General features: G+C 54.4%; 23 protein-coding genes. 10 read left to right on the top strand and 13 right to left on the bottom strand.

Features of this window, described 5'->3' with window-relative positions; genetic code table 11:
* Positions 1 to 8: 8 nt before the first annotated feature.
* A complete protein-coding gene (locus tag BLU05_RS22970) occupies positions 9 to 983 on the bottom strand; it encodes an ABC transporter substrate-binding protein (RefSeq protein WP_091885396.1) in 975 nt (324 codons plus the stop codon).
* 315 nt (positions 984 to 1,298) lie between these two features.
* On the opposite strand from BLU05_RS22970, the gene BLU05_RS22965 reads away from it, so the two are divergent.
* The 6 genes from BLU05_RS22965 (at position 1,299) to BLU05_RS22940 (ending at position 7,154) form a co-directional block, all read left to right on the top strand.
* Entirely contained in the window at positions 1,299 to 2,408 is a 1,110-nt protein-coding gene (locus BLU05_RS22965) for an ABC transporter ATP-binding protein (protein WP_091885393.1), read from the top strand.
* Between the two features lie 71 nt (positions 2,409 to 2,479).
* Positions 2,480 to 3,616: an ABC transporter substrate-binding protein gene (locus tag BLU05_RS22960; protein WP_091885389.1), complete on the top strand. Its 1,137-nt coding sequence runs from the start codon at positions 2,480 to 2,482 to the stop codon at positions 3,614 to 3,616.
* A gap of 66 nt (positions 3,617 to 3,682) precedes the next feature.
* On the top strand, positions 3,683 to 4,504 hold the full coding sequence (locus BLU05_RS22955; RefSeq protein WP_091885387.1) for an ABC transporter permease: 822 nt from the start codon (positions 3,683 to 3,685) through the stop codon (positions 4,502 to 4,504).
* Entirely contained in the window at positions 4,504 to 5,313 is an 810-nt protein-coding gene (locus BLU05_RS22950) for an ABC transporter permease (protein WP_091885384.1), read from the top strand. Before BLU05_RS22955 ends, BLU05_RS22950 begins: the two co-directional genes overlap by 1 nt.
* Before the next feature lie 10 nt (positions 5,314 to 5,323).
* Positions 5,324 to 6,370: a LacI family DNA-binding transcriptional regulator gene (locus BLU05_RS22945; RefSeq protein WP_091885381.1), complete on the top strand. Its 1,047-nt coding sequence runs from the start codon at positions 5,324 to 5,326 to the stop codon at positions 6,368 to 6,370.
* A gap of 10 nt (positions 6,371 to 6,380) precedes the next feature.
* Positions 6,381 to 7,154, top strand: coding sequence for a phosphodiesterase (locus BLU05_RS22940; RefSeq protein ID WP_091885378.1), 774 nt, complete (start codon positions 6,381 to 6,383; stop codon positions 7,152 to 7,154).
* Between the two features lie 45 nt (positions 7,155 to 7,199).
* On the opposite strand, the gene BLU05_RS22935 is transcribed toward BLU05_RS22940, so the two are convergent.
* Positions 7,200 to 8,390, bottom strand: coding sequence for a Hint domain-containing protein (locus BLU05_RS22935; RefSeq protein WP_091885375.1), 1,191 nt, complete (start codon positions 8,388 to 8,390; stop codon positions 7,200 to 7,202).
* A gap of 138 nt (positions 8,391 to 8,528) precedes the next feature.
* Positions 8,529 to 9,488, bottom strand: coding sequence for an AraC family transcriptional regulator (locus BLU05_RS22930; RefSeq protein WP_091885372.1), 960 nt, complete (start codon positions 9,486 to 9,488; stop codon positions 8,529 to 8,531).
* A 319-nt stretch (positions 9,489 to 9,807) separates the two neighbouring features.
* Here BLU05_RS22930 and BLU05_RS22925 point away from each other — a divergent pair, with 319 nt between their 5' ends.
* Complete coding sequence (locus tag BLU05_RS22925) at positions 9,808 to 11,175, top strand: dicarboxylate/amino acid:cation symporter (RefSeq protein WP_091885369.1); 1,368 nt, start codon at positions 9,808 to 9,810, stop codon at positions 11,173 to 11,175.
* Positions 11,176 to 11,606: 431 nt separating this feature from the next.
* Complete coding sequence (locus BLU05_RS22920; protein ID WP_175540723.1) at positions 11,607 to 12,311, top strand: L,D-transpeptidase; 705 nt, start codon at positions 11,607 to 11,609, stop codon at positions 12,309 to 12,311.
* Positions 12,312 to 12,434: 123 nt separating this feature from the next.
* Here the strand turns inward: BLU05_RS22920 and BLU05_RS22915 are convergent, their stop codons facing one another.
* The gene (locus BLU05_RS22915; protein WP_091885364.1) at positions 12,435 to 13,334 is read right to left on the bottom strand and encodes a recombinase family protein; all 900 of its coding nucleotides are present in this window, start codon (positions 13,332 to 13,334) and stop codon (positions 12,435 to 12,437) included.
* Between the two features lie 438 nt (positions 13,335 to 13,772).
* Between BLU05_RS22915 and BLU05_RS22910 the strand changes: the two genes are divergently transcribed.
* Complete coding sequence (locus BLU05_RS22910; protein ID WP_091885361.1) at positions 13,773 to 14,126, top strand: cupin domain-containing protein; 354 nt, start codon at positions 13,773 to 13,775, stop codon at positions 14,124 to 14,126.
* A gap of 58 nt (positions 14,127 to 14,184) precedes the next feature.
* Here BLU05_RS22910 and BLU05_RS22905 read toward each other — a convergent pair whose 3' ends face one another.
* From BLU05_RS22905 to BLU05_RS22880, 6 genes are all read right to left on the bottom strand, one after another.
* Positions 14,185 to 16,029 carry an ABC transporter ATP-binding protein gene (locus BLU05_RS22905; protein WP_244518503.1) on the bottom strand — a complete coding sequence of 615 codons (1,845 nt, stop codon included), beginning with the start codon at positions 16,027 to 16,029 and terminating at the stop codon, positions 14,185 to 14,187.
* 19 nt (positions 16,030 to 16,048) lie between these two features.
* Positions 16,049 to 17,830, bottom strand: a complete 1,782-nt coding sequence (locus BLU05_RS22900; RefSeq protein ID WP_091885356.1) for a gamma-glutamyltransferase family protein — start codon at positions 17,828 to 17,830, stop codon at positions 16,049 to 16,051.
* 18 nt (positions 17,831 to 17,848) lie between these two features.
* Entirely contained in the window at positions 17,849 to 18,724 is an 876-nt protein-coding gene (locus BLU05_RS22895) for an ABC transporter permease (RefSeq protein ID WP_091885353.1), read from the bottom strand.
* Complete coding sequence (locus BLU05_RS22890) at positions 18,721 to 19,668, bottom strand: ABC transporter permease (protein ID WP_091885612.1); 948 nt, start codon at positions 19,666 to 19,668, stop codon at positions 18,721 to 18,723. Before BLU05_RS22890 ends, BLU05_RS22895 begins: the two co-directional genes overlap by 4 nt.
* A 71-nt stretch (positions 19,669 to 19,739) precedes the next feature.
* On the bottom strand, positions 19,740 to 21,245 hold the full coding sequence (locus BLU05_RS22885) for an ABC transporter substrate-binding protein (protein ID WP_091885350.1): 1,506 nt from the start codon (positions 21,243 to 21,245) through the stop codon (positions 19,740 to 19,742).
* A gap of 102 nt (positions 21,246 to 21,347) precedes the next feature.
* Complete coding sequence (locus tag BLU05_RS22880; protein WP_091885348.1) at positions 21,348 to 22,079, bottom strand: FadR/GntR family transcriptional regulator; 732 nt, start codon at positions 22,077 to 22,079, stop codon at positions 21,348 to 21,350.
* Between the two features lie 260 nt (positions 22,080 to 22,339).
* Between BLU05_RS22880 and BLU05_RS26045 the strand changes: the two genes are divergently transcribed.
* Positions 22,340 to 22,606, top strand: a complete 267-nt coding sequence (locus BLU05_RS26045) for a helix-turn-helix transcriptional regulator (protein WP_139210510.1) — start codon at positions 22,340 to 22,342, stop codon at positions 22,604 to 22,606.
* Here BLU05_RS26045 and BLU05_RS22870 read toward each other — a convergent pair.
* From BLU05_RS22870 to BLU05_RS22860, 3 genes are all read right to left on the bottom strand, one after another.
* On the bottom strand, positions 22,603 to 23,232 hold the full coding sequence (locus tag BLU05_RS22870) for a DedA family protein (protein ID WP_091885342.1): 630 nt from the start codon (positions 23,230 to 23,232) through the stop codon (positions 22,603 to 22,605). The genes BLU05_RS26045 and BLU05_RS22870 overlap by 4 nt on opposite strands.
* A gap of 184 nt (positions 23,233 to 23,416) precedes the next feature.
* The gene (locus tag BLU05_RS22865) at positions 23,417 to 24,865 is read right to left on the bottom strand and encodes a M20 family metallopeptidase (protein ID WP_091885339.1); all 1,449 of its coding nucleotides are present in this window, start codon (positions 24,863 to 24,865) and stop codon (positions 23,417 to 23,419) included.
* A gap of 60 nt (positions 24,866 to 24,925) precedes the next feature.
* Positions 24,926 to 26,467 carry an ABC transporter substrate-binding protein gene (locus BLU05_RS22860; protein WP_091885336.1) on the bottom strand — a complete coding sequence of 514 codons (1,542 nt, stop codon included), beginning with the start codon at positions 26,465 to 26,467 and terminating at the stop codon, positions 24,926 to 24,928.
* Between the last annotated feature and the right edge of the window lie 12 nt (positions 26,468 to 26,479).

Genomic DNA, 26,479 nt, shown 5'->3' with positions numbered 1-26,479 from the left:
AAGAGTCTTTACTGTCCCATCACTTCGCTGAACTTTTCCTTGTTTTTGGTCTCGTTGGCAAGAGCTGCTGCAGCATCAAACTTCATGGCCTTGATTGAGGCGCGATCAGGATAGCCAGCGGGCAGAGCGACATCGGCACTTGCAGGTATATAGCCCATCTTGGCGGCCAGTTCCTGACCGTCCTTGGATAGCAGGAAGTCGATGAAGGCTTTCGCGGCTTCCGGGTTCTTGGCTGTTGACAGAATACCGACTGGCTCGGTAACGGCTGAAACACCTTCCTTCGGGAAGACGAATTCGACCGGAGCGCCCTTGGCCTTTTCACGGATCGGCATGTAATCAACGATCATGCCATAAAGCTTGTCGCCGCCACTGACTGCCTTCAGGATATCGCCATTACCACCTGCCGCCTGCGCACCATTCTTGGCCAGCTCCGCATAATAGTCCCAGCCCTGCGTAAGGTTTTCGGTGAGGGTCACGGTGTGGATGAGTGCAGCACCTGAGGTCAGCGGGCTCGGCATGGTGACAAGGCCCTTGGCTTCCGGCTTGGCAAGATCGGCCCAGCTTGTCGGTACAAAAGGCGCTTTGGTGTTGTAGACAATGCCCGTGGTGATCAGCTTGGTGGAGAAATAGGTTCCGTCCTTGTCGAAAAGGGCAGCGTCAATGCCTGACGTTTTAGCATCCTTGAAGGGCAGCAAACGGCCTTCCTTCTTCAAGCCTTCCATGGTGACCACATCAGCGATCAGCAAAACGTCGGGCTGGGGTTGGCCCGCTTCGATTTCAGCGCGCAGCTTGGCCATGATTTTTGGCGTTCCGTCGCGTACCCACTCAACCTTGATGCCGGGGTTTTTCGCCATGAATGCATCGGCGGTCTGCTGGGCATCGGTGTTGGGCTGACTGGTATAGAGAACCAGTTTGCCATCGGCGGCAAACACCGGTTGGAGCCCGGCGGCGAGCAGGACGGAAGCTACGAGAAGTTGGCGCATGATAACCCCTATTGTTTCTGGACGAAACGAGCCCTCTTTGATTTATGCTGGCTCATGATGATCGGCTACCCCTATACAAGCCGGATAACGGTTCGATGACATCTATACAAAAGTTGTCATGTATAGGTCGAGTTCTCATTCAGCGGTTGCGTTTGGAATTTCAGGATTTTGAATATGAAATCTAACCTCCTGCCGGACGTTTTTCATGGGATGAATTGATCTGTTGAACGTGTCAAAACTTTTCACTTGTCATCCCGTTGTTATAAACCGACAGTACAAAGAAAAAAATTGCACAGCTGCGCAATGGGGTGGAAAATGACTGGACAAGCTTTCCTCAAAGTCGAGAGAATGAGCGTCGGCTATGGCCAGACGACAGTACTCGACAATCTGGACCTCGATATTCACAAGGGTGAATTCGTGGCGCTTCTTGGCTCGTCCGGTTGTGGCAAGACAACATTGCTGCGCACAATTGCTGGCTTCTCCAAACCTTTCAGCGGTTCCATTCAAGTTGCGGATCGGGATGTCACACAAATGCCGCCGGACAAACGCGGCATGGCACTGGTCTTCCAGTCCTATGCGCTTTGGCCGCACATGACCGTTGCACAGAATATTGGCTATGGCCTGAAGCTGCAGAAGCATTCGAAGGATATCATCGAGGCTCGCGTCAATGAGATGCAGAATCTGCTCGGGCTCGGCGGTCTTGGCGCACGCAAGCCGGCTCAGCTTTCAGGCGGGCAGCGCCAGCGTGTGGCATTGGGCCGGGCACTGGCGATTGACCCGGAAATTCTGCTTCTCGACGAGCCTCTTTCCAACCTCGATGCCCGTATCCGCCTGACGGTGCGTCACGAGATACGCTCGTTGCAGAAGCGGCTTGGGATCACAGCGATTCATGTCACCCATGATCGTGAGGAAGCCATGGTGATGGCTGACCGCATCGTCATCATGAATGCCGGGCGGATCGAGCAGCAGGGCACGCCTGAGGATGTTTACAACAAGCCCGCCTCCCCTTTCGTTGCTGCGTTCATGGGCGCGGAGAATCTTCTGTCAATGCAAGCGCGTGTCAACGGCGAACAAGTCGAACTGGCAGAAGGTGCGTTCAATCCATCAACGATCACTGCACGGTCCGGCCGCCCACTTTCCACTGGTCCAGTGCAGTTGCGGTTTCGCGCTGAAGCAGCCCGCCTTACCGGGAGCCGCGACGCGGTTTCGGCTGAGCCGGGTGCACTTGAACTTCGGGGACAGGTTGCCAGCGTCAGTTATCCCGGCGGCCATTGGCGCCATGCGGTGCGGCTTGGAGATGACGAGATACTCGTCGATGCGGATAGAGCCTTCGCCGAGGGAGAAACCGTGAAGGTGCATATCCCCGCGCAATCCCTTTTCATTTTTAACGCACCGCAGGCTTCTGCCGCTGCGTTTACCCATTGAGGACAGACGGCCTGAAGGCCGCTGCCCATAGACTGCCAAAACAAAACATCCATGCTCAACGGGAGTTCACGATGAAAACAATATTACAGGCTTCTCTTATTCTCGGGCTTGCAGCGACACCTGCCGCTGCCGGTGATCTAACAGTATTGACGGCGGGCGACCAGAACATGGTCGACTACGTCAATGATTACCTCGCACCCATCTTCGAAAAGGAAAATCCGGGCACCAAGGTGCGCGTGGTTGGTACAGGCCCCGGCGACGCCGGTTCGCAGAAGATTGTCGAGCGTTTCGATGCGCAGTCCAAGGCCAACACGGAAAAGTGGGACGCGGATGTGGCCGTCGTCCATGAAAAATTTGCCGGTCCTATGGTCAAGGAAGGCTATCTCGAATCCTACCGCGCAAAAATTCCTTCAGGCGCAATGGTAACAAGTGACAAGGCCAAAATGGCACTCGGCGCCAATGTTGACGGTTACGTCATGCCGATGTTCTCCAGCCAGACAGCGATCGCCTACAATCCTGCGCTGATCCCCAATCCACCAAAGAGCTATGAAGAGCTGGTTGCATGGGCGAAAAAGAACCCGAAGCAGTTCGGCTATAATGGCATTAAAGGTGGCGCTTCCGGTGTCAGCTTCGTCATGGGCTGGATTTATGCCTTTGGTGATGGCGATGCCAAGAAGTTGATGAACGGTCCGTTCGAAGAAGCCGAAACCAAGAAATGGGACAAGGCTTTCGCGGGCCTGAAGGATTTCACCACCAATGCCACGCTGACACCCGGCAATGCGGGGACGTTGGATATGCTGAGCCGCGGTGAAATCGCCATGGGCCCGGTCTGGGTTGATATGTTCTATTCGTGGAAGGCCGATGGCAAGTTGCCGCCTGAAATGAAGCTGTTTTTGCCTGCGCCCGGTATGCCAGGTCAGCCCATGCACTATGTCATTCCAGCAAAAAGCCCAAACACGGAACTGGCCGAGAAGTTTGTCGCTCTTGCCACCAGCCCGAAAGTTCAGGCCGAAGGCATCGTCAAGCGCTTCAACTGGTATCCGGGCATTGATGCAAAGTATGTGCAACCGGAACTCGACAAAGCCAGCTGGGACAAGCTGTTCGTCGACATTTCGCCTGATGATCTGGCCACCAAGGCAAAGCCTTTCCCGATTGCCAAGTACAATTCGGCAATTCTCGAAGCATATGAGAAAAATGTAGCCAATTAATAGCGTGTGCTCTTCTGGACCACTGGCTTTCGTCAGTGGTCCCCTCCCCTTCTCTGGAATATCCCGATGCAGAAACGCCTTCTCGCTATCCTTCTTGTGATCCCGGCACTGATTATGATCGTGCTGTTTTTCATTGTGCCGCTTGGCGCATCGATCGTCGGTGCTTTCGTGGTCGGAGATAGCTATGGCTTCGGGAATTTCACCAAATCCTTCGAACTTTATTCCAGCGACATGATCTTCACATTGCTGATTGTCGGCCTATCCACCTTGCTCATCGGGCTGTTCTCTATCGCTATTGGCGGTTATCTCACGCTGGGCGAAAACCCCCGCGCTGTTGCGATACTACGCTGGCTCTATCGCTGGCCCATGTTCATTCCATTTATTGTTGTCGGTCAGGTCCTGCGTACTTTCCTTGCCAAGAATGGCCTGATGAATAACATCCTTGTCAGTCTTGGCGTGCTGACGCCGTTGCAAACTGTCGGCTTTCTTGACTGGCGCGGTATCGTGATTGCCTTCGTCTGGAAGCAAACGCCCTTTGTTACGCTGCTGGTTGCGGGAGCCATGGCCTCGCTCGACCGCAGCACCATCGAAGCGGCGCGCAATCTCGGCGCATCACGCCTGCGCATCCTGATCGAGATCGTCGTGCCGCAAATCGCTGGCACCCTGCTCGTCGGTCTTATCCTCTCATTCGTCACCATGATGTCGGTGCTTTCGGTGCCGCTGATGATCAATGCCCAATCACCCACCATGTTGACGGCGGATATTGCCTTCCGCATCAATGCCCATGGCGATTACGGCGTTGCCAATGCGCTTGGTATGATATCGCTGCTGCTAACCGCCGGTGTTGCGCTCATCTATCTGCGCCAGTCGGTGAAGGAGCGCTCATAATGGCCCGTATTGATTTCTGGTGGCTGCCGCGCGCGCTTGTCCTTGGTTTGCTGGCCTTTGTGATTTTCGGGCCCCTGACCAATCTGCTGCTGTGGACCGTGGCAGAGAAATGGTATTTTCCGCATATGTTGCCGCTGGAATATGGTTTCAGCTTCTGGCAGCGGGTGTTTTCGCCGCGCGGCAACGCCATGGAGTCGCTATTGACCAGCATTGTGGTGGCCAGCCTGACGGTGGTGGTAGCGCTGGCGCTGGCCGTACCCGCCGGTTACGCCCTATCCCGCCTGAAACTGCCGTTCCGCAGCCTGATCCTGCTTGCCTTCCTCATTCCGCAGGCTTTTCCCAATCTGCCCGTTTACGTGAATATCGCCCGTTTCTTCTACCAGATTGGCCTGAACGGTACGATCATGGGTGTTGTGCTTGTTCATGTTACCCATGGTCTCGTCTATGCGGTCTGGATTGCGACGGCGGCGTTCTCCGCCGTGCAGGTTGATCTGGAGGAAGCGGCGCGTTCCATCGGCGCAGGTCCCATGCGGGCTTTTCGCGACGTGACGCTTCCCCTCGCCGCGCCCGGACTGCTCGCCAGCGCGATTTTTGTGTTTCTGGAATCTCTCGACGAGTTCACGGGGAGCTATTTCGTCGGTGCCCCTGATGTGAATACTTTGCCTTTGCTGCTTTATACGGCGGGGTCGGGCGGCAACTATCAGATTGCTTCGATCACCGCCCTGCTGCTACTCATCCCGTCTATCGGCTTTATGCTGGTGGTGGAACGATTCTTGCGGGCCGATGTATTGTCCAAAGTTGGTCACTAAAGGAATGAGCATGGATTCGAACGGCGACGAACCATCGAAAAAAACGCAGCATTATGTCAGTGCTGTCGAGGTGGCGAAAAAAGCTGGTGTTTCCCGTTCGGCGGTGTCGCGGGCGTTTACACCAGGCGCCAGCGTTTCGGCCAAGAAGCGTGAAAAGATTATGGCTGCCGCTGAAGAGCTTGGCTATCAGGTCAATGATCTGGCGCGGGGCCTGCTGGCGCGAACAAGCCGTCTGGTCGGGCTCGTTGTTACCAACCCCGAACTCGGCTATCGCTCACATCTCGTCGCGGCTTTGACCAAGGCGCTGATCCATCGCGGCAGTGTACCGATTGTTATCAATACCGGCCGTACGGAAGAAGAACTGGTGGCAGCACAGAAAACGCTGTTCGGCTACCGTGCTGAGGCGACGATTATTCTGTCGGGCTCGCCGCCCTCATCTTTCGTCGAACTTGCCCGGCGTAACGGTCAACCGCTCATTGTGCTTGGGCGGTCCGAAACCGGCGCCGATGACGTCAATATCGACAATGAAGGTGCTGGCCGTGAGGCCGCCCGGGTTTTTCTTGCCAATGGGTTCAGGACGTTGGGTTTTGCCGGAACAGTTTCCCGCACACCCACCACCGTTGAACGTGAGAACGGTTTTTGCCGGGAAGCAACAGCCCATGGCGCAAAAGTGATCATGGGACATGGTGGCAATTCGGATTATGCTGGAGGGCAGGAAGCGGCCCGGCAACTCTTTGCTGGCAATGAGCATCCGCAGGCTGTGTTCTGTGTCAACGATCTGGTGGCCTTTGGTCTCATTGACCATGTGCGACGGCATACCAATCTGAACATACCTGACGATCTTTCCGTCATCGGTTTCGACGACATACCAGAGGCCGCATGGGATACCTATAATCTTACAACCTTCCGTCAGGACCCGGCTCTCATGGCCGAACATGCCGTGGCACTTCTGGATCAGCGGCAGTCTGAACCGGATCGTCCGCCCGTACATGATCGTCTGAGCACACATATCGTTCTGCGTGGCAGCGCCCGCATTTCTGCATCAACCAAACCCTGAGCTTCTCCCCATGAAAATCATACAGGTTACCGATCTCCATCTTGTTACGCCCGGTGATATGCTGTGCGAGCTTGATCCCCTGAAAAATCTTCAGGCCTGCATTGCCAACATCAATGAGAACCATGCGGACGCTGAATTGGTGATCTTCACGGGGGATCTCAGCGATACGGGTGGTGATGACACGTATCGGGCATTGGCAGGCGAATTGGAAAAGCTCATTCCGCCATACAAGCTGCTTCTTGGCAATCACGACAATCGCAGTGCTTTTCTCCGGGTCTTTAATTCAATCACACCGGAAGATGGTTTCGTCCAAAGTGTTGTCGATACCGCAGAAGGTCGTCTGATATTCCTTGATACGCTGTCAGAAGGCTTTGTCGAAGGGCGTTTGGACGAAGCGCGGCAGGCATGGTTGAAGCAGCGTTTGCAGGAAGCGGCTGAACGACCGGTGTTTCTCTTCCTGCACCATCCCCCCTTCCCTATTTTCATGCCTTTACTGGATAGTCTGGGACTTATTGAAGCTAAAGCGCTTTACGCGTTGCTTCGTGCGCATGGCAATATCAGGCATATCTTTGTCGGTCATGCTCACAGGCCGGTGGCTGGCAGTTGGCGTGGCATCCCGGTGAGCGTAATACGCGGAACGAACCACCAGACGGCGCTGGATTTTTCGCCTGACAGGATCATGACGACGCTCGAACCACCTGCTTATGCCGTTGTTTTCATCGACCGGGACACTGTGATCTCTCATTTTCATGATTTCCTCGATCGCACTGCCGCCTATCGCTAGAGATGGGTGGCAGCAGGAGCCCCGATCTATATCGACCTCTCTATCTCATTGTATTTGCTTATAAAATGGAAATACATTGGTTATTGATGCTTGGGATATTTCCTTTCTATCCTTGAAGTAGCCGAGTTCGCCTGCACGCTGCTCCAATGTTTTCTGGATACTATCGAGGATTGAACCGGAATAAACCGGAGGATAGCAGTGGACCGCCTTTCTGGGGTTAGCAGGTCCGGTAAACATCAGCGTTCCCGGTTCCAGAAACATCACTTTGTTGCCAAGGTCGAGATAACTTTCAACATAGGCGCCCTCTGCGATCAGCACGTCATGTCGTTCAAGTTCGATGTGATGATAGGTGAAGGGCTCGAGTATTGCGGTCTGGGTTATGGACCTGCCATTGACGAGGAATTTCGCGGGGATCAGTGTTCCGTTCAAAAACAGGCAATGGTCAGGCGATACATAGAGATCGCGGTTCGGTGTACCGTGATCCAGTGCTCCGGGGCGAATGCGAATGGGCACATGCTCGCGCAATCTGTCGATGGCTTTGGGATTGATGGTACGCCGTCCAGCCCAGATGACCGGAACGGCATTGCCATTCATCGTATAGACAAGATCACCTTTTCCAAGCTTTTCTACCGGCACCTCCCCCAAAGGTGTTGCTATGAGTGTACCCGAGAGAAAGCAGGGCGTTTTAATGGTGATTTCACCGTCCTTGCCATCCCGGACAAATGCAAAAGTTGCATCCGGATCGATAGCAAACTTGACCGTTCCTCCAAGACCGAGCAGCCCTGGGGTGCGAAAAACGAGATCTTTGCCGTCAAGCTTGGCTGAAGTTGCGCCATCAACCTTGATTGTGTCACCTTCATGAAGATTGATGAGCTTAATAGGGCTGGCCGCTTTTAACGTCAGTACGTCACTGGGCTTATATTCCAGAAATCCAGTGCCTTCAGATTTGCTGAAATCGATAGTTGTTGCGTGTGAAATTTCGACATTTATACTTGGCTCCTTTAGTACGAGTTGGCAGTGTTCACCTACCCCATAGGTGATGTTTGTAAGCGCCTTGATGCCAAGAGCCGTCGAATTTACCGTAAGTTGCGCTCCGTTGATCAAATCAACCCTCGCGCTGTGAAGCGCGCCAACATTAATCAGCCCATTTGAAGTGACGTGCTCGCCATCAATCGTAAGAGTGCCTCTTCCGCCCAAATCCAGCTTAATCGGCTGTATTTTTGGTTCCTTCGCCATGGTCGTATTCCTTCTGAAAATGATTTGGTTATTGAAAAATGGTGGATGCTGCGCAGTTGAAGGCAGTTATCGAAATATCCCGTGCGGAACTAACTCATCGGTTGATCTTGAAAGCTTGCTCAGCACGCCCGTTGGATTTCATTGTGCGTTGTAAAATCTGATGACAGTTGAGGGCTTTTGACCGTAGGCTTCGCGGTACATGACGGCAAAGCGCGCCGGATTTGAAAATTGTAGATTGGCCGCCACATCAGTCACCGTTCTCGCCTTGCCGCTGAGCATGAGGTCGTGCGCTGCTGCAATTCGATAACGGCATAGAATTTGGATGGGGGTCGCATCGCGAAAGTGTCTGAATATGCGTTGCAAGGTTCTCGTGCTGCAACCTGCTGCGCGGGCTATGTCGTTAATTGCTATTGAGACATAGAGATTGTTGCGCATGAAATCCTCGGCATAACGGAGTTGCCGCGGACAAGGGGGCTGAAAGCTGGCATTTCCGCCATTAAGATTATGCGGAGCCATTGCATAGAGCTGTGCCATGAGCAGTTGCTCATAGCTCGCATCCAACAGGGGTTTCTCCCCCTCCCCTCTTTTGACAAGCAGAAGTTCCAGTGTTTGATAAAGACCGGACACCGGATGATCGTGGAAGTCAGGAACAGTAGAAAATTTGGGGGTCTGAAAGCAGAACTTTCTCGACCATATCCCAAACTGGCTTCGCAGGAGCGAAAGCGGCACCCGGAACGCCAGCCAACGACACCCTCGTCCCAGTTTGAGTATTGTAGACGCATGGTTGGTAATGACCCCAGCCGCCCCCGCTCGTAGCACGGTTGATATATGGGTCTGGGTATTGTGGCTTTCGACAAGACCACTCATGACAAAGATGTAGGAAAGCTGGTCCGCCAAGCCATTCGATTTAACGTCGATTGGATTGTAGGTCGAACCACAGATGACTTGAGTTTCTTTGAGATTATGCACCCTATCCAGGGGGAGATGGAAGAATTCAGCGCTGCGAAATTGCGGCAGCGGTTCTATGGTCGCAGGCTGTGTCGGACCGTGTAGAACAGATTTGCGGAGCGGATAGCTATCCGTAAATTTATCGAACATTGCTTCAATTCCAGGCTAAAAATTGAGACGTGATTGAAATTGGCGTACAGGGCAAAATTGCAAGGTATGATAGAAAAATATTGGTATGTAAGCTTAGGTTGTATTGCTACTTGAACATTCCCGACGCGTAAATACGACTTTAGTACGGAGGCATTCCTGTGCTTGCGATGACAGAATTCTGAAAAGAAATAGTTGAATAGCAATAGAACTCGGGAATTGGTTGTTCTTGGCGATCTATTGTTGGTGGTAGGCTGGCTGTCTTCTGACGAGTCGCGGGCGCGGCTGTTTTCAAAGTGTTTCCCTCAGCGAGATTATCGAAATGACCAAAACATCGCCTGGTTCTTCATCCGCCAACCCAAAACCATTCTATCGTTCGTTCGGGTTTCAGGTAACGCTTGCCATGATTGCCGGGCTTGTTCTGGGCCTTATCGCGCGTGATATAGGGAAAGATGTTGCCGGCAATGCGAACTGGCTCGCCGTCACGCTGCAAACGGTTGGCTCCATATTCGTGCAATTGCTGCGGGCTCTCGTGCCGCCTTTAATCTTTACCGCCATTGTTGCGAGCATCAGCAATCTGCGTGCCCTGAACAATGCGGCCGCGCTCGTCTGGCAGACTTTGCTATGGTTCGCGATAACGGCGCTTGTCGCAGTGGTTATCGGCATCGGCCTTGGGCTCATTATTCAGCCGGGAATCAATTCCGCAGTGCTTGCTACTGCGGCTGCGGTTCCTTCCTCGACGGGCTCGTGGCTGGACTTTTTGAAGGGGCTTGTGCCGTCCAATATGCTGGGCCTTCAGGCGTCAACAAAAGTCTCCGATGGGAGCGCGAGCACATCCCTGTCTTTCAACGTGCTGCAAATTGTCATCATTTCGATTGTCGTGGGCGTTGCCGCGCTGCGCGTTGGCGCCGTGGCCGAACCGTTTCTGGAGTTCAACAAGGCGCTGCTGGCGGTCGTGCGAAAGATCCTGTGGTGGGTTATTCGCTTGACGCCGATTGGCACTGTCGGACTTTTGGGAAACGCGGTTGCACAATATGGTTGGGAAACGCTGGCCCAACTTGGATGGTTTTCTGCAGCGGTTTACATCGGGCTGGGTCTGGTCCTCTTCATTGTCTATCCGATCGTGCTTTTGGCGAACGGTCTTAACCCGGCAAGATTTTTCGCCGGTGCCTGGCCCGCAATACAGCTTGGTTTTGTATCGCGTTCATCCATCGGAACACTGCCCGTGACGGAAGCAGTCACTGAGGGCAATTTGGGTGTTCCGCGTGAATACGCTGCTTTTGCGGTTCCACTGGGTGCTACGACAAAGATGGATGGCTGCGCTGCAATCTATCCGGCTATCGCGGCAATTTTTGTTGCGCAGTTCTATAACGTGCCGCTGGGCATGCAGGAATATGTTCTGATTGCTTTCGTCTCGGTAATTGGTTCAGCCGCAACTGCGGGTCTCACTGGCGCTATCGTTATGCTGACACTGACACTCTCGACATTGGGTCTGCCTTTGCAGGGTGTTGGTCTTTTGCTTGCTGTTGATCCAATCCTCGACATGGGTCGCACGGCGGTGAATGTTGCAGGGCAGGCTTTGATCCCGACGATTGTTGCCAAGCGTCAGGGCATTCTTGATCAAAGCCGCTATGACAGCACGACAACGATAGATATCATTGTTCCGTCTGCGGTTGCTTCGGCTGCTTGACGGGGTGATGAGGATATTGAGGCGCGGTGGAGAAGCCGCATCTCATTTTTTATAAAGTTGACAGCTGTCAACTCGGATGTCGGGAAGAGCCAGAGCTGGCCTTTTAAGGCGGGTGCTGTAGTTCAATCTATCGGGGTCGCTGGTCGAACAATTTTGATGACCGCGTGACGATCAGCGCGGAACTTGGATTCCTGTCTCACGAGCAATTCATCCTACAATTCGAGCGGCGCTGACATGTCGAGTAAATTGCGATTCCAATGCGAGTTGACAGCTGTCAACTGCGCGCATGATTCCATCACAAGCATTATGGTTAAAATGGTCCGGTTCCGATTCACTCTTTATAAACCACATTTCCATAGAGTTTTATCCAATTGCCACAGTTGTAAGCGAGTACCGAGTTGTCCAAGCGTAATCAGGCAGTCATCAACAGTCTGCAGACCCCAGCCATTTCCCGCCGTCATCTTTTGCTAGGCGCAGGTTCACTTGCCGTCCTTGGCGTATCGGGCTGTTCACAGACATTCGAACTTCCGGATATGGGTGTCGACACTACGTCAACAGGTAGTATTCGTCCGCAAATCAGTATTGATAAATCCGTGACGGTCCCTGACGTAATGTATGCGGCAGTGCAGGAGGGGCCTTATTCGCTTCCAGCCATTCCATATCAAAAAGTACCGGCCCAATTCCGTCGTCAGATCGTCGTTGATCCGACGGGCGAGCAGCCGGGCACAATCGTTGTGCGGTTGCAGGAACGCTTCCTCTATCTGGTGCAACCGGGTGGTGATGCTATTCGTTATGGCGTCGGCATCGGCAAGGCCGGCTTCCTATGGAGTGGCCGCGCCAACATCCAGTATAAGAAGGAATGGCCGCGTTGGACGCCGCCACGCGAAATGATCCAGCGCAAGCCTGAACTCGTGCAGTATCAGAATGGTATGGAGCCGGGACCGCAGAATCCGCTGGGAGCACGCGCGCTCTATATCTACAAGGATGGCGCTGATACGGGCTATCGTATTCATGGCTCACCCGAATGGTGGTCGATTGGTCAGTCGATGTCGTCTGGCTGCGTGCGGTTGATCAATCAGGACATTATTGACCTGTACAGTCGCGTGTCAGGCAAGGCGACCGTCGTGGTTGGCTAGGGCAGGGCACAGCGTCTATCGTTCTTGCCGAGATTAACATCAAACCGGAGCGGTGGACCGTCTCCGGTTTATCTTTGTCGTCAATTTGTTTTCTGCCTAGACGAGCGATGACGCCACAGCATTTCAAGAAGAAACAAGCCCAAGTTTTCTGGCTCTGTCCAGAAGGTTCTTGACGGATGACGCGGCCCACCGCGAAGCGCCGCGTGAGGTGCGCTCATGCATGGCTTCAAGCTGGCTGGCGATTTCCCGAAGCGTCAAATCCGGGTTGGCATTTGCGATACCGGTTACAAGCATCAGCAATCGGTCTTCTGGTGTGCGGCGAGGGGAGGGGGTTATCAATCTGGTATCGGCAAGCCCTTCACTCACCAGCAGCCTCACGGACCGGCGCAGGCGATCAACATTCCACTTCTGTCCCGTCTGGTGCTGTATGCTACGCGCAACGTCCTCCCATGGATGTTCGGGGCGCATGCGTTGTACGATGGGAAGCCAGGACGGCATAGCGGCGACAAGATCCGCCAGATGTCCGCGCCTTCGCGCCTTTGAAAGCTTGGCAAGCGCCTCGGGGTGCTTCTCACGCAAGCCGGGATTGCCCGGAAGTTTGCCGCGTGCGCGGGCAGCGTTAATGCCAGCTTTGGTGCGTTCCGAGATCAGCGCGCGTTCCAGCTGAGCCACGGCGCCAAGCACCTGCAGGGAAAACATGCCTTGCGGTGTCGAGGTGTCGATCGGATCGTGCAGTGAACGAAAATGAGCGCCCTTTTCTTCGAGCTGTTCGATGACCGCGAGCAGGTGGCTCACTGAACGAGCCAGCCGGTCGAGCCGAACAACGATTAGAACATCACCCGGTCCGATCTCGCGCAGGAGGCGGGCAAGAACCGGGCGAGCCCGCGATGTACCGGAGCCGTGCTCCTCAAAGATCGTGGTGCAACCCGCAGCCTTCAATTCGATCATCTGGGCATCGTTAGCCTGATCTTCTGTCGATACACGCGCATAGCCAAGCAAGCTGGTTTTAGATGATTTGATCATGGTGGGAGTCTAGCAATCGCAGGCGGACTTACAATGGTGATAACGTGGCCTGTCCGCCTTTACCGAGCCACTATGGGAAGAGGGGAGGGGTGCGAATTGGGTTAGATCAACGAAACAATACGAAGATCGGTTTAAGCGCAGGCATTTTATCCACACAACAGCATAAATATGCTATGATATTCCTGTATTTAAGCACCTCAAATCGTGGATAAAGTCCATGCTGTGGTATCTAAACCAATATTCATTGCCGAATTGATAAAATTACTCAATAAAAACAATAAAGTATCTTAGGGATATCCTTTTCAAGCATTCAGCTGCTAAAGGTCCACGCTCCGAAATGGGTGGCGGCAATGATTGCCAATGAATTACTGCGTTGAACATAGATTATATTAAAACATGGCCGACAATAATTAGCGGGCGGCGATGAGAGGTTAATTGATGCAAAAGAAGGCCATGGTGCTTGATCGTGACCAATGGGCTGAGGAGCCAGATGTATGGCAGGGCGAATTTGAAGGGATGCGCTTTGGCACTGGTGTGTCGGTGATGTTCTACACCACCGATAAAATTGGCCACGGTCCGAAACTCCATCGGCATCCATATGATGAAGTTTTCATCGTTCGGGAGGGGCGTGCATTGTTTACAATTGGCGAGCAGCAGATAGAAGCGAAAGCCGGTCAGATTTTGTTCGGTCCTGCTCATGTTCCTCACAAGTTCGTAAACCTCGGCCCAGGTCGTCTGGAAACGACAGACCTTCACGTTACAGAAGCCTTCAGCCAGGAAGATTTGGAGTAGGCGAAGATTGGGGCAGGTGTTTAGCGGGTTGGGGTTCGACACCGCGCGCCGGCCATGATTATCTCTGAACAAAGTGTCCTTTCGTCACCTCCAGATATTCGCGCTGCGGCGATTCATACCCCACGGGTCGCACCGGGCTTTTCAATTCATTGATTGTGGCATTGCGCCTGATTGCCCGGCGCGCCGGGTCGGGCACAGGAACGGCATTCATCAGGGTTTTCGTATAGGCATGTTGCGGATTATCGAAAACCGCGGCGCGCGGACCGATCTCGACGATTTCGCCAAGATACATGACGGCCACACGATGGCTCACCCGTTCGACAACGGCCATATCATGCGAGATGAACAGAAATGACAGATTGAAATTCTGCTGGAGGTCGAGGAGTAGGTTGACCACCTGCGCCTTGATCGACACGTCGAGCGCTGAAACGGACTCATCTGCGACGATGACCTTGGGATCAAGGGAGAGGGCGCGGGCAATGGCAATGCGCTGGCGCTGGCCGCCGGAAAACTCATGCGGATAGCGGGTGAACATATCGGCCGTCAGACCAACCCGTTCAAGTAAGTCTATAGCCTTTTCGCGAGCCTGCTTCTGTGTCCCGAGACGGTGAGCGATGAACGGCTCTGCAATCGTTGCGCCGACACTCATACGCGGGTTGAGGCTGGCAAAAGGGTCCTGAAAAATCATCTGGATACTTTTCCGCATATTGCGCAGGGCAATCGGATCAAGGGCAAGGACATTATATCCGTCCAGAAGAACCTCCCCGCTATTGGGCTGCACGAGACGGGTGATAGATCGGCCTGTGGTCGATTTCCCGCAGCCGGACTCGCCGACCAGCGATAGGGTTTCACCCTGGAACAGGTCAAACGATACGTTTTCCACCGCATGGATGGCGCCCGTTTTCCGCGAGAACAGACCCGAACGAATATCGAATCGCGTGGTCAGGTTCTTGACTTCGAGGATCGGCGTTTTTCGCTTGTCGACCGTATCGGCTACCTCGACCGGAACGGTCGATTGCCCGGTTTTGATATCGACAATCGGAAAGCGCAACGGCCAGTGCCGATCCTTCATTGAGCCGAGGCGGGGCACGGCTGCAAGCAGCGCTCTCGTATAGGGATGCTTGCCGTGATGGAAAATATCGGCAGTAGGGCCACTTTCGACGGCCTCACCGCGATACATCACAATAGTACGATCCGAGACCTCGGCGACCACGCCCATGTCGTGGGTAATGAAAAGGACGGCCATGCCTTCCTCTTCCTGCAGGACCTTGATCAGATCAAGAATCTGTCCCTGAATGGTGACATCCAATGCAGTTGTTGGTTCATCGGCAATCAAAAGCTTCGGCCGGCTTGCAAGCGCCATTGCTATCATAACGCGCTGGCGCATACCGCCGGAGAATTGGTGCGGATATTCATCGAAGCGTGCTGCTGCATTGGGTATGCGCACTTTCTCCAAGAGGCGTATTGTCTCGGCGCGCGCTTCCGTTTGTGAAATGGTGCTGTGACAGGTCAATGCCTCGGATATCTGCCGTCCGATGGTGAAAATCGGATTGAGGCTGGTCATCGGCTCCTGAAAGATCATTGCAATATCATTGCCGCGAACATCCCGCATCTGCCTGTCAGACAGCGCAAGAAGGTCCTTGCCGTTGAGCACAACGCTGCCTTCAATGCGACTGGATGCTTTTGCCAGAAGGCGCATGACAGAAAGTGACGTGACGCTCTTGCCCGAACCGGATTCGCCAACAATAGCGACGGTTTCTCCCGGCATGACTTTGAAAGAGACATCGCGCACCACGCTTTTCCACGTGCCGTCAACGAGAAAGGACGTGGTCAGCCCTTCGACAGACAGCACCGGATTGGCAGCGGTGGCTATTGATGCGTGGTCCGTTTCGGGAGCTGTCACAGCGTTCACCTTCATTTGGCTATCGCCCTATCGCATAGGCTTGCATCAGGCGTGGTGTTGCCGCTGCCCGTAGCAACCCGTCAGCGTCGCGTTTTGCTGCCGTCAGACGACCAACGGACCATGGGTCGGCGGCGGTGATTACATGTCCTTTCTGGCGCAGTGCGTTTAACACCTCTATGCCGATGCTGGTTTCGATGGTGATGTTTCCCGGCTCTCCTGTCCTTGGATAGAAAGAACTTGGAAAGTGCGTTGTATGGAACAATGGCTGGTCGATTGCTTCCTGCAGGTTCAGGCCGTGATGAACGTGGCGCAGGAAAAACGGCAATTGCCATTGGTCCTGCTGGTCGCCGCCGGGCGTGCCGAAGGCCATTGTTGGTCGCCCTTCAAAAAGCGCGATAGTCGGGGTCAGTGTCGTGCGCGGGCGCTTGCCCGGAGCGAGCGATGTCGGCAATCCCTCCTGCAACCAGAACATCTGCGCGCGCGAATTGAGACAGAAGCCAAGCTCGGGAATGATTGGTGATGACTGGAGCCAGCCGCCTGATGGAGTGACCGACACCATATTGCCGTCACGGTCGATCACATCGATATGAACTGTGTCACCACGTTTCTCCGAAAGGTGCGACATGGTTGGCTCATAGACCGCGCCGTCTCCCATGCCCTTCAACATCTGCATGGTGAGATCATACTGCGTCTCAAAGCCGGAGATTTTCCCCGGTCGAAGCTCGTGGGAAGCCTGCGCTGTTATCAATTTGCGGCGTTCGTGGGCATAGGTGTCAGACAGAAGATGCTCTATCGGCACATTGCAATGATTTGGATCACCGTAATAGACCTCGCGATCCGCATAGGCGAGTTTCAGGGCTTCGACCACCGTGTGAACGAATTCTGCGCTGTTCGGGTCCATCGCGGCGATATCAAAGCCCTTCAAGAGGGCAAGCGATTGCAGCAGCACGGGCCCTTGACCCCATGGCCCCGTTTTAGCGACTGTCCAGCCATGATAATCATAGGTTTGCGGTGCTTCCACTGTCGCGTGCCAGTTTGCCAAATCGTCAGCGGTCAGTACGCCTTTGTGGCGGTTGCCGCTGGCATCCATGACCTCGGCGCTTTGCAGATAGTCAGCAATCTTCTCGGCAACAAAACCGCGATAGAATGCATCGCGCGCCGCCTCGATCTGGTTCTCGCGGCCGTTCTTGCTTTCAGCCTCAGCGATTATGCGTTTCCACGTTGCGGCAAGCACAGGATTTTTGAAGTTTGAATGCGGTGCGGGGGCACTGCCGCCGGGCAGCCATGTTGCGAAGGATGTGGGCCACTCCTTGCGGAAGAATTCGGCCAACCCGCTGATGGTATCCGAGACGCGCGGCAAAACGGGATGGCCATTCTCGGCGTAATAGATTGCGGGTTCCAGTACATCGCGGACCGACATCGTGCCATAGTCTCGAAGCATGAGCATCCAGCCATCAAATGCGCCGGGTATCACCGTTGCCAGAAGGCCATCGCCGGGGATCAGATCCAACCCCTCGCGCTTGTAATGTTCAATCGTCGCACGCGCCGGTGCAGGACCCTGCGCACAAATGACCTCTACCTTGTCCTTCTTCTTTGAGTAGAAGATCGCAGGCATATCGCCGCCTGCGCCATTCAGATGCGGTTCCACCACCTGCAAGACCATGCCTGTTGCGACGGCCGCGTCAAAGGCATTGCCGCCCTTTTCAAGAATGCTCATACCGACTGCTGTGGCGATCCAGTGTGTCGACGCGACAACCCCAAAAGTTCCTAGAATTTCGGGCCGGGTGGTAAAACGGGTCATTGAATTGTCCTTTCAGAATTATGCTTCGCGCGGGTCGAGGGCGTCGCGCAATCCATCGCCAAGTAGGTTGAAGCCGATAACGACAAGAAAAATGGCAGCGCCCGGCCACATGGCCATCCATGGAGCCTGGGACAGGAAGTTCTTTGCCACATTGAGCATCGAGCCCCAGCTGGGAGCGGGAGGCTGCTGACCGAGCCCAAGGAAGGAGAGACTGGCCTCGGCGATAATTGCAGTGGCTATAGTAAGGCTGGCCTGGACGAGCAGGGGGGAGAACACGTTCGGCAGAACGTAACGGGTGATGATCCTGTAGTGGCTGAGCCCGACGGAGCGCGCGCCTTCCACATAATCCTCGGTTTTTACAGTCAGCACCTGCCCGCGCGTCAAACGTACAAAAAGCGGCATGGCGGAAAAGCCAATGGCAATCATCGCATTGCCAAGGCTTGGCCCAAGAAAGGCAGCCAAGGCAATGGCCGTGATGAGGAATGGCATGGCCAGAAATGCCTCGGTAATGCGCGAAATGACAATGTCGATCCAGCCACCGAAATAACCGGCAATGAGCCCGAGCGGAACGCCGACAGCAACAGCTATTCCCACGGAAAACACACCGGCCATCAGCGAGGCGCGTGCGCCCCAGATCATGCGAGAGAGAATATCCCGGCCGATATCATCGGTGCCTAGCCAATGCGCAGCGGAGGGAGCCTTGCGAATTGCAGACCAACTCGTAGCGACGGGATCGGCTATCGGCAACAGAGGTGCGGCGAGCGCAAGGATCAGGAAGATGCTGATGATGATGAGACCGGCAAGAGCGCTTTTGTTGGCCTTCAGTTTTTTCCATGCCCGGTTGTTTGAGCGGCTTTGCTGTGGTGCCATCGGCATTGTTTGCGGCATGGTCATAGCGCTGCCCTCATTCTTGGGTTGAGGAGGAGGGAGAGCACATCCGCAACGAGGTTCATCAGGATAAAGCCTGCCCCCGTGCACAGCACGACGCCTTGCACAACCGCGTAGTCACGGTTGAAAACAGCGTCGACGATGAGTTTGCCGAAGCCGGGAATGGTGAAAATCTGTTCTGTCAGCACGGCGCCCGCCAGAAGTTCGCCAAAGAGCAGAGCAGTCATTGTGATGATCGGAAGAAGCGCATTACGGAACGTGTGGCTGAGAATGACCGAGCGCTCCGAAACGCCTTTGGCGCGGGCTGTGCGGATGTAATCGGCACCCAGCACGGTCAGCATGGACGATCGCGTATGGCGCATGAGTGTCGCTGCCAGTGCCAGTCCGAGAACGAAGGCTGGCATGATCATGGTTTGCAGGGATCGCACGGGGTCCCTGAAGAACGGTTCGTAACCCGATGCCGGAAGCCAGCCAAGTTTCACCGAGACGAGCAGAATGAGCATAATACCCATCCAGAAATTGGGGACGGAGAGACCGGATAAAGCAACGATGTTGGCGATGTAATCGACGACGGTGTTCTTCTTGACCGCAGCCAATATTCCGATGGGAACGCCGATGGCGAAGGCAAAACTCATGGCCATGATGGCCAGTTGAACGGTCACAGGAAGTTTTTCGGCAATGAGTGACAGAACCGGCTGATTGGTGCGCAGTGATATGCCGAAATCACCCTGGAGGACAGAACCGATCCAATAGAAATACTGGAAGATGACAGGGTCATTCAGACGATATTTGTCGCGCAGGAATTCCAGTACCTGCGGATCGCGCTCCTCTCCTGCCATGGCAAGGATCGGATCCCCCGGCAACAGCTTTTGCAGGGAGAACGCAAAGATCGAAATGATGATCAGTGTCGGTATGGCCAGCAATAGCCGCTTCCCGATGTAAGTATACATGGCCTGAAAATCCTGACGTGTCGCGTTGCGGCAAAGCTGCAAAACCCGCAGCTTTGCCCATCGCTGTTTCGTTAGCTCTTCTTGACACCCTGCAGGCGGATCATGCCGTCGGGGGAGGGCACAAAGCCCGTCACATTCTTCTTGAGTGCCCAGATCCAAGCCTGATGGCCAAGATAGATGATGGGCAGGTCATCATTGAGAATCTGTGCCGCTGCATCGTACTTCTGCTTGCGCACCGCATTATCAGTTGAGGCGCGGGCATCGTTGAGAAGCGTGTCCACTTCGGGGTTGCAGTATTTGGTATCATTGATACCGCCCTTGCATGTGACAAACTGATGTAGATTGCCATCAGGGTCGACGCGACCCGACCAGTCGGAGCGGCCAAGCTGATAATTGCCCGCTGTCTGCTCGGACAGAAGCGTTGCGAACTCCGTCGTCCTCAATTTGACGTTGAATCCGGCTTCGGCAACCATCGACTGGATGATCTGCATCATCTGCATTTGTACGGGGTTGTTTGCAATCTGCAGATCGATATCGAGTGTCTCAAAGCCAGCCTCCTTCATCAAGGCTTTGGCTTTCTCTACATCCCGGGCAGGTACAGGAATGTCCTTGTCGTACCAGGGGCTGTTGGGGGGAAAGGGCTGGTTACCGGCGACGGATGTGCCTTCATAAACAACCTGATTGACCGCGTCGCGATCAATGGCCAGAGAGAAGGCTTGGCGCAGCCGCTTGTCCTTGCCGAATGGATTGTCGGCACGCGGGCCATTGGCGATATTGGTATAGAGGGCTAGATATCCAACGCCAATTGCATCGGCATAGGTCAGATTTGAATTCGCTTTCACGGCTGCGGCATCCGTGGCGGCAAGCCGTTCCAGCATATCAAGGTCACCCGACTGCAGGTTAGCAAGCCTGACAGTCGAGTCGGGGATCGGCAGGAAAGTTACCTTGTCGATGAATATATTGGCCGCATTCCAGTAATGCGCGAATTTCTCCAGCACGATACGATCCTGCTGGACCCGCTCGACAAATTTGAACGGACCTGAGCAAACCGGCTTATTGCCGAAATTGGCTCCGAGTTCCTTGGCCGCTGTCGGCGAAACCATCATGCCGCTGCGATCCGTCAGCTGCGCGAGCAGCGAGGCGTCCGGACTTTTCAGCGTGAATTTGACCTGATAATCACCTGTTGCCTCGACGCTCTTTACTGAAGAGAGTTCGCTCTTGCGGCGAGACTCCGGCAAGGTCTGTGATCGCTGGATATTGGCAACGACAGCCGCTGCATTGAACGGCGTCTCATCATGAAAGACCACATCCTTTCGCAGGTTCATGGTCAATTCAGAACCATCATCCGACCATTTCCAATCCGTTGCCAGTTGCGGCACGATCTCAAGCGTGGGGCTTACATCCACCAGCTTGTCGCACAATGCCGTATAGACAATGCGCCCAACGAAGGTGCGCGACTGCGCGGGGTCGAGCACATCGGCATCGTCCTGAAGGCCGATACGCAAGTCAGCGGCGCTAGCGGGGGCAGCGATAAGAATGCCAGCGACCAGGGTTGCAAGAAGCCTTGCCTTTTTCATCGAAGTTCTCCTCTTTTGTCAGAGCGGTGAAATCCGCTTGTTTGTTCCGTATTGATGGCCGGTTATGCTCCGGTCCTTATCGTAACGTCGTAATGATATGCGTTAGGGCGCTTCGCTGGTTTGGCCCGTTTCAGCTCCATCCATTGAAGTCAACCGGATCAGCCACTCCTGCAGCATCAACAAATGCTGACGCATCGCTTCACCGGCTTTCAGCGGGTCGCGGGCTTCAATGGCGTCAATGATGATTAAATGCTGGGCGTAAGACTTTGATCCGGAGTTGTTTCCGCTGCGCGCCCGTTCACGGATGACTTGCCATGCTTCATCAGAACGCACCCGGTTGATCACATCAAAGATAGTCAGGAAAAACTGATTGCCAGCGCTCTGGGCGATTTGCCGGTGTAATGCGCCGTCCCATAGCTCATGCGAGTCTGGGTCCTGACTTTCGCTTGATTTCAGCGCCAGCTCCCGCATACGAGCGATTTCAGAAGCCTTGGCGCGCATTGCGGCCAGCTGTGCCAATTGAGGTTCTATCCTCAGCCGAACTTCCATGATTTCCATGAAATCGGTACCGGCGATAATTGTGCCGACATGTTCTCCCCAGCCATCGGGTTTGCGCCCGGCAAACGTCCCATGACCCTGACGGCGCCATATCTGGCCTTCGGCTTCCAATACCTCAAGCGCGCGGCGGACTGAACGACGGCTGACGCCAAGGGACTCAGAAAGCGCCCGCTCTGTCGGTAGTTTGCCATCTTTTTCGAATGCTTCCGACATCAGAAGATGGCGCAGTCGATCAAGCGCGTAGTTGGAATTCTCCTGGGATTGATTGCTTGCCATGTGTGATTGGTTCGGACCAATTGTTGGATTGGTTCAATCGACGGTATTTTTGAAACGACGTCAAGACGGTATTTTGAGCAATTATGTTATTGCTCAAAATCTGTGCACAAGATTTATTGGCGGTTCTTTCGATTCAGAAGTGTTTTCGGAGAAACATTTGTTTGCAGACTGCCACTTTCAGGCCATGTTTTTTACATGGGCCTGACATGAGTAACTGGTACGAATCTCTCACCGAAGCGAAACTGAATCGGTTATGGAAAATGCACTCGACAGCAGATCAATGGAACCCGCATTGGGCCGTACATCCCGGCGAGCATCTCGCCGTTTGCATCAGTGCGCACGGGCTATCCCGCGAGAATTTTGCCCGGCTCGCGGAAATCCCGGTGGAGACCATTGAGGCGATCATCGGCGGACAGCATCCGATAACGCTCGATATTGCCGTGCGTATAGAGCACGCGCTGGGGATCATGCCGGATCTGTGGTTTATCCTGCAATCAAAGTGGCATCGGCTTCAGAAAAGTTTCTAGCTCTGTCGAGCCAGACGTTTGCGGCGCAGGCTGAAAAACAGAATGACCGAACCTTCAGCAACGAACAGAATTATCGACGCCCAGAATCCAACGTGAATTGGATCATAGGGGGTGCCCCGCAGTGCATAACCCAGGCACAGGAATGGCGTATTCCAAAGGAAAGTGCCAACCGTCGTTGCCACGGTGAATGAACGGGGATCAAGCCGAAGGACTCCGGCGGGCAGCGCAAGATAGATCCGGACTGTTGGGATAATCTGTCCCGTCAGCGTTACCCAGAAATGATTGCTGCGATAGGAGTTTGTCAGACGTTCGTAGAAGGCGGGCTTCAGGAAAACATATTTGCCGTAGCGCGCGACAATCCCTTCGGCCCTTGTTGGCCCAAGCAGCCAGCCAAGGGAAAACCAGCCCAACGCACCGACCGCAGACCCGATTGTGGTAACGAGAATAGCCAGTCCCAGCCCACCGCTATCCGGCACGGTCATGCCCAAAAGCATGAAGAGCACGTAAGATGGGATAACCGGGATGAATTTTTCAAGGAGTGCCAGTGATCCAAAGCCGACGAGACCAAAGCTCAGAAGTGTTGCAATGGCTCCGGGCGCTTCGGCGGCTATGTTGGCTGCAGGCATTCAAGTTCACGATCTTTTATGCCGAGGTGGGGCGATATAATAATCTTGCCTCCAACAAGGCCTTCGGGCCTCGTTGCGCCAGAACCTCTACGGCAAATATGCCATAACTTCCAGAGCAATGTGATAGCTGCCGTCAGAGGTTACTGGGTGTAACTGGCTAGATAGTCATGGCTTGCGGTAAAGTCTAGGGTCTACCGATCTTTGGGCCTATATGCGCTGGAATAGGGCATTGATAGGGGCGACCCTCGGTTTTTTCCCGCCATTCTGCCTTTGCCTGAGCCAGAAGATCGGGATTGAGAATGAGATCAAGACCCGTAGCGGCCAGAGATTTTGCGGCATGAACAAAAGCCTTGTGGGCCGCTGGGCTCTTGCCTTGAGCGACCACCTGCCATGTGTGTGGTGCGGTACCGATTGCCCATGCCGGAGCCCAGCACTGGGCCGTTGGCGTGATCCAGCTTACATCGCCGACATCGGTTGAACCGGCGCGGAAATGCGATTCGCCTTCGAAGTCGCGCAAGCCGAGATGCAGCGGGCTTGATCCATCGACCTTGCCATTGAGGAACACGTCGTTTTTGATCTGGTAAAGCCTGACACTGCTTTTAACCGCTTCTGGCGTCAGTGTGTTCTGTATCTCCTGCGCGAAGGCAATGTCTGCATTGTCAAATGGTACTGGACCCAGATCAATCATATTGGCGTGGATAGCGCTCTCAAGCGCGATGTTGGGCAGAAGATTTGTAGCTGCCCGGTCAAACACGATTTCAACCTCTGTATCCGTCATCATCGCTGCACCCTTGGCAATCCGGTCAACGCGGGCGGCAAGGTCGAGGGCGATCGGCAATTCCGGCGCACGAACGAGGTAAAGCGCTTCGGTGCGCGACTGAACCACATTGGCGGCTTTGCCGCCGGCATCGGTGATGGCGTAATGGACACGGCAATCCTGCGGCATGTGTTCACGCAGGAAATTGACGCCGACATTCATCAGTTCGAGTGCGTCAAGCGCACTACGGCCAAGATGCGCGCCATTTGATGCATGGGCGGCGATGCCCTTGAAACGGTAATAAATCTCCAGCACCGCCAGATTGTTGGTGGACCGCACGCCGTTGAACGGGGCAGGGTGCCAGGTCAGCGCCGTATCCACATCATCAAAAGCTCCGGCGCGGGCCATGAATGTCTTGCCCGATCCACCCTCTTCGCCGGGACAGCCATAATAGCGGATGGTGCCTGACAGATTATTTGCCTTCAGATGTTTCGCGAGGGCGACAGCGGCCAGCATTGAACCCGTGCCAAGCAGATTGTGCCCGCATCCATGACCGGTGCCGCCGGTTTTTTCCTGCTGTTCGATGGCAATGCCTGCCTTCTGGTTCAGCCCTGCAAGTGCATCGAACTCTCCGAGGAAGGCAATGATCGGCTTGCCCTCGCCCGACTCGCCGATAAAGGCGGTTTCAATATCGGCGATTTCGCGCTCAATGCGAAAGCCGTGTTTTTCCAGCATGGAAATCTGCGTCTGTGCCGATTGGTGCTCTGAAAAGCTCAGCTCCGCATAATCCCAGATAGCATCGCTCATGGCTGCAAATTCAGGCTGCAACTGGTCGACAGCTGCGGCTATGGCCGCAACAGTTTGCTTGGTCGTCATCATTTCTTCCTTCTGGTTCTTCAATGCCCGAACACGGATGCCCGGCAATAAACCTTCGAATTAATCGTCGAGCGATACTTCCCAAACGCGTGCATTCGACTGCCATACGGGTGTGCCGTGCAGTTTTTTCGATGCGCCCCACAGATCCATGAGATCATAAAGAAAGATGCCGGGAACCTCCTGCAGCATGAGTTCATGAAACTGATCGAATATGGCCTGACGTTTGGTCTGGTCCGCTTCCTTGTAAGCTGCATCCATGAGTTCGATCGCCTTGGGATTATCCCACATGAGCGAAGCGTTCTTGTCCTTGTTGCCCACATAGAAACTATACATCAGCGCCGGATCGAGACGCGGCGTGACGGACTGGGAGATAATCTGATAATTGCCGCTGCGGCGCCGGTCGACCTGCGTGGCATAATCGAGAACTTCGATCTGCACATTGAGGCCGACCTGTGCCATCATGGCCTGAGCAACAACAGCCACCGGATAGCTTGGAACATTGCCGCGCTTGTTCGCGATGATCTTGATTGGTTCGCCCTTGTAGCCGGAATCCGCGAGTTCTTTCTTCGCTGCTTCGAGATCTGTGGCAATCCGCTTTTTCTGAACACCGGAATAGTAGATTGAGTCCAGCGAAACCATGGAAGCATTCGCGGTCCCTGTGCCATTGGAAACAGCTCCGACCAGATCATCCAGATCAAGCGCAGCAGCCATGGCACGGCGCACGCCGACCTTGCTCAGAACGGGATCGCGGGTCTGGATATAGAGAAGGTTTTTGCCGTTGTTGCGCTTCATGATCAGCTGTATCGCGCTGTCCTTCAGTTCCGGGACGAGGTCGGCGGGTACCTCAGCCGCATCAAGCGCACCTGCGAGCAATCCGGCCTTAACCGTTGAAGCATCGGGAACTGCTGTGAATTTTACCCCATCCACCAGTGGCCGCTTGGAGCCGACCATGCCATCGGGTTTGCCATCGTTTGGTGGTGAGACATAGGCGTCGAATTTTGCCAGCCGCACATATTCGCCGCGCTTCCATTCACCCCATTTGAATGGTCCTGTGCCAATAGGCGCCACAAAACTGCCATCAGCTGCTATCGATTTGGGGCTGATAATCCCGGTATAACCGCATTCGGGCCGTGCCATGAGCCCGAGAAATACAGCGGAGGGTGCTGCAATCGTCATGGCAACGGTATGGGGATCGACAGCTTCAATACCAGTGACCTTAACGGTCCTGCTGCCATCGAAATCCGCACGGCAAGTCCACTTTGTGTCCTCCGCCATATAGCGGTTCCAGTTCCACACGACATCTTCAGCCGTCAGTGGATCGCCATTGTGGAATTTCACATTGTCGCGCAGAGGGAATGTATAGGTCAGGCCATCGGCTGATACGTTGACGGACTGCGCGAGAAGCGGTTTTACGTCACCGTTTTCCGTATAGCCAACCAGTCCTTCGACCAGATGGAAGATGACCGAGTCCGTATTGCCGTCGCGATTAACGCCGGGGATGTTGCTGCGAATATCCGAACTTTGCGCGATATTGATGTCCCGTGCCTGAGCCAGACCAACAGTCGTTATCAGGATTGTTCCTGCGAGAAGTATTTTCTTCATGTTCCACCCTTT

This window comes from Phyllobacterium sp. OV277, from assembly GCF_900104355.1.
Taxonomy (GTDB): domain Bacteria; phylum Pseudomonadota; class Alphaproteobacteria; order Rhizobiales; family Rhizobiaceae; genus Phyllobacterium.
The sequence above is the reverse complement of the archived record's forward strand: the minus strand, read 5'-3'. Positions and strand labels throughout refer to the sequence as shown.

Excerpts from the sequence above, each read along its gene's own strand:
- BLU05_RS22900 (WP_091885356.1), bottom strand. The coding sequence starts at position 17,830 with ATGACCCGTTTTACCACCCGGCCCGAAATTCTAGGAACTTTTGGGGTT.
- BLU05_RS22880 (WP_091885348.1), bottom strand. The coding sequence starts at position 22,079 with ATGGCAAGCAATCAATCCCAGGAGAATTCCAACTACGCGCTTGATCGA.
- BLU05_RS22960 (WP_091885389.1), top strand. The coding sequence starts at position 2,480 with ATGAAAACAATATTACAGGCTTCTCTTATTCTCGGGCTTGCAGCGACA.
- BLU05_RS22955 (WP_091885387.1), top strand. The coding sequence starts at position 3,683 with ATGCAGAAACGCCTTCTCGCTATCCTTCTTGTGATCCCGGCACTGATT.
- BLU05_RS22895 (WP_091885353.1), bottom strand. The coding sequence starts at position 18,724 with ATGACCATGCCGCAAACAATGCCGATGGCACCACAGCAAAGCCGCTCA.
- BLU05_RS22925 (WP_091885369.1), top strand. The coding sequence starts at position 9,808 with ATGACCAAAACATCGCCTGGTTCTTCATCCGCCAACCCAAAACCATTC.
- BLU05_RS22940 (WP_091885378.1), top strand. The coding sequence starts at position 6,381 with ATGAAAATCATACAGGTTACCGATCTCCATCTTGTTACGCCCGGTGAT.
- BLU05_RS22885 (WP_091885350.1), bottom strand. The coding sequence starts at position 21,245 with ATGAAAAAGGCAAGGCTTCTTGCAACCCTGGTCGCTGGCATTCTTATC.
- BLU05_RS22965 (WP_091885393.1), top strand. The coding sequence starts at position 1,299 with ATGACTGGACAAGCTTTCCTCAAAGTCGAGAGAATGAGCGTCGGCTAT.
- BLU05_RS22935 (WP_091885375.1), bottom strand. The coding sequence starts at position 8,390 with ATGGCGAAGGAACCAAAAATACAGCCGATTAAGCTGGATTTGGGCGGA.
- BLU05_RS22950 (WP_091885384.1), top strand. The coding sequence starts at position 4,504 with ATGGCCCGTATTGATTTCTGGTGGCTGCCGCGCGCGCTTGTCCTTGGT.
- BLU05_RS22910 (WP_091885361.1), top strand. The coding sequence starts at position 13,773 with ATGCAAAAGAAGGCCATGGTGCTTGATCGTGACCAATGGGCTGAGGAG.
- BLU05_RS22970 (WP_091885396.1), bottom strand. The coding sequence starts at position 983 with ATGCGCCAACTTCTCGTAGCTTCCGTCCTGCTCGCCGCCGGGCTCCAA.
- BLU05_RS22865 (WP_091885339.1), bottom strand. The coding sequence starts at position 24,865 with ATGACGACCAAGCAAACTGTTGCGGCCATAGCCGCAGCTGTCGACCAG.
- BLU05_RS22870 (WP_091885342.1), bottom strand. The coding sequence starts at position 23,232 with ATGCCTGCAGCCAACATAGCCGCCGAAGCGCCCGGAGCCATTGCAACA.
- BLU05_RS22860 (WP_091885336.1), bottom strand. The coding sequence starts at position 26,467 with ATGAAGAAAATACTTCTCGCAGGAACAATCCTGATAACGACTGTTGGT.
- BLU05_RS22945 (WP_091885381.1), top strand. The coding sequence starts at position 5,324 with ATGGATTCGAACGGCGACGAACCATCGAAAAAAACGCAGCATTATGTC.
- BLU05_RS26045 (WP_139210510.1), top strand. The coding sequence starts at position 22,340 with ATGCACTCGACAGCAGATCAATGGAACCCGCATTGGGCCGTACATCCC.
- BLU05_RS22915 (WP_091885364.1), bottom strand. The coding sequence starts at position 13,334 with ATGATCAAATCATCTAAAACCAGCTTGCTTGGCTATGCGCGTGTATCG.
- BLU05_RS22890 (WP_091885612.1), bottom strand. The coding sequence starts at position 19,668 with ATGTATACTTACATCGGGAAGCGGCTATTGCTGGCCATACCGACACTG.
- BLU05_RS22930 (WP_091885372.1), bottom strand. The coding sequence starts at position 9,488 with ATGTTCGATAAATTTACGGATAGCTATCCGCTCCGCAAATCTGTTCTA.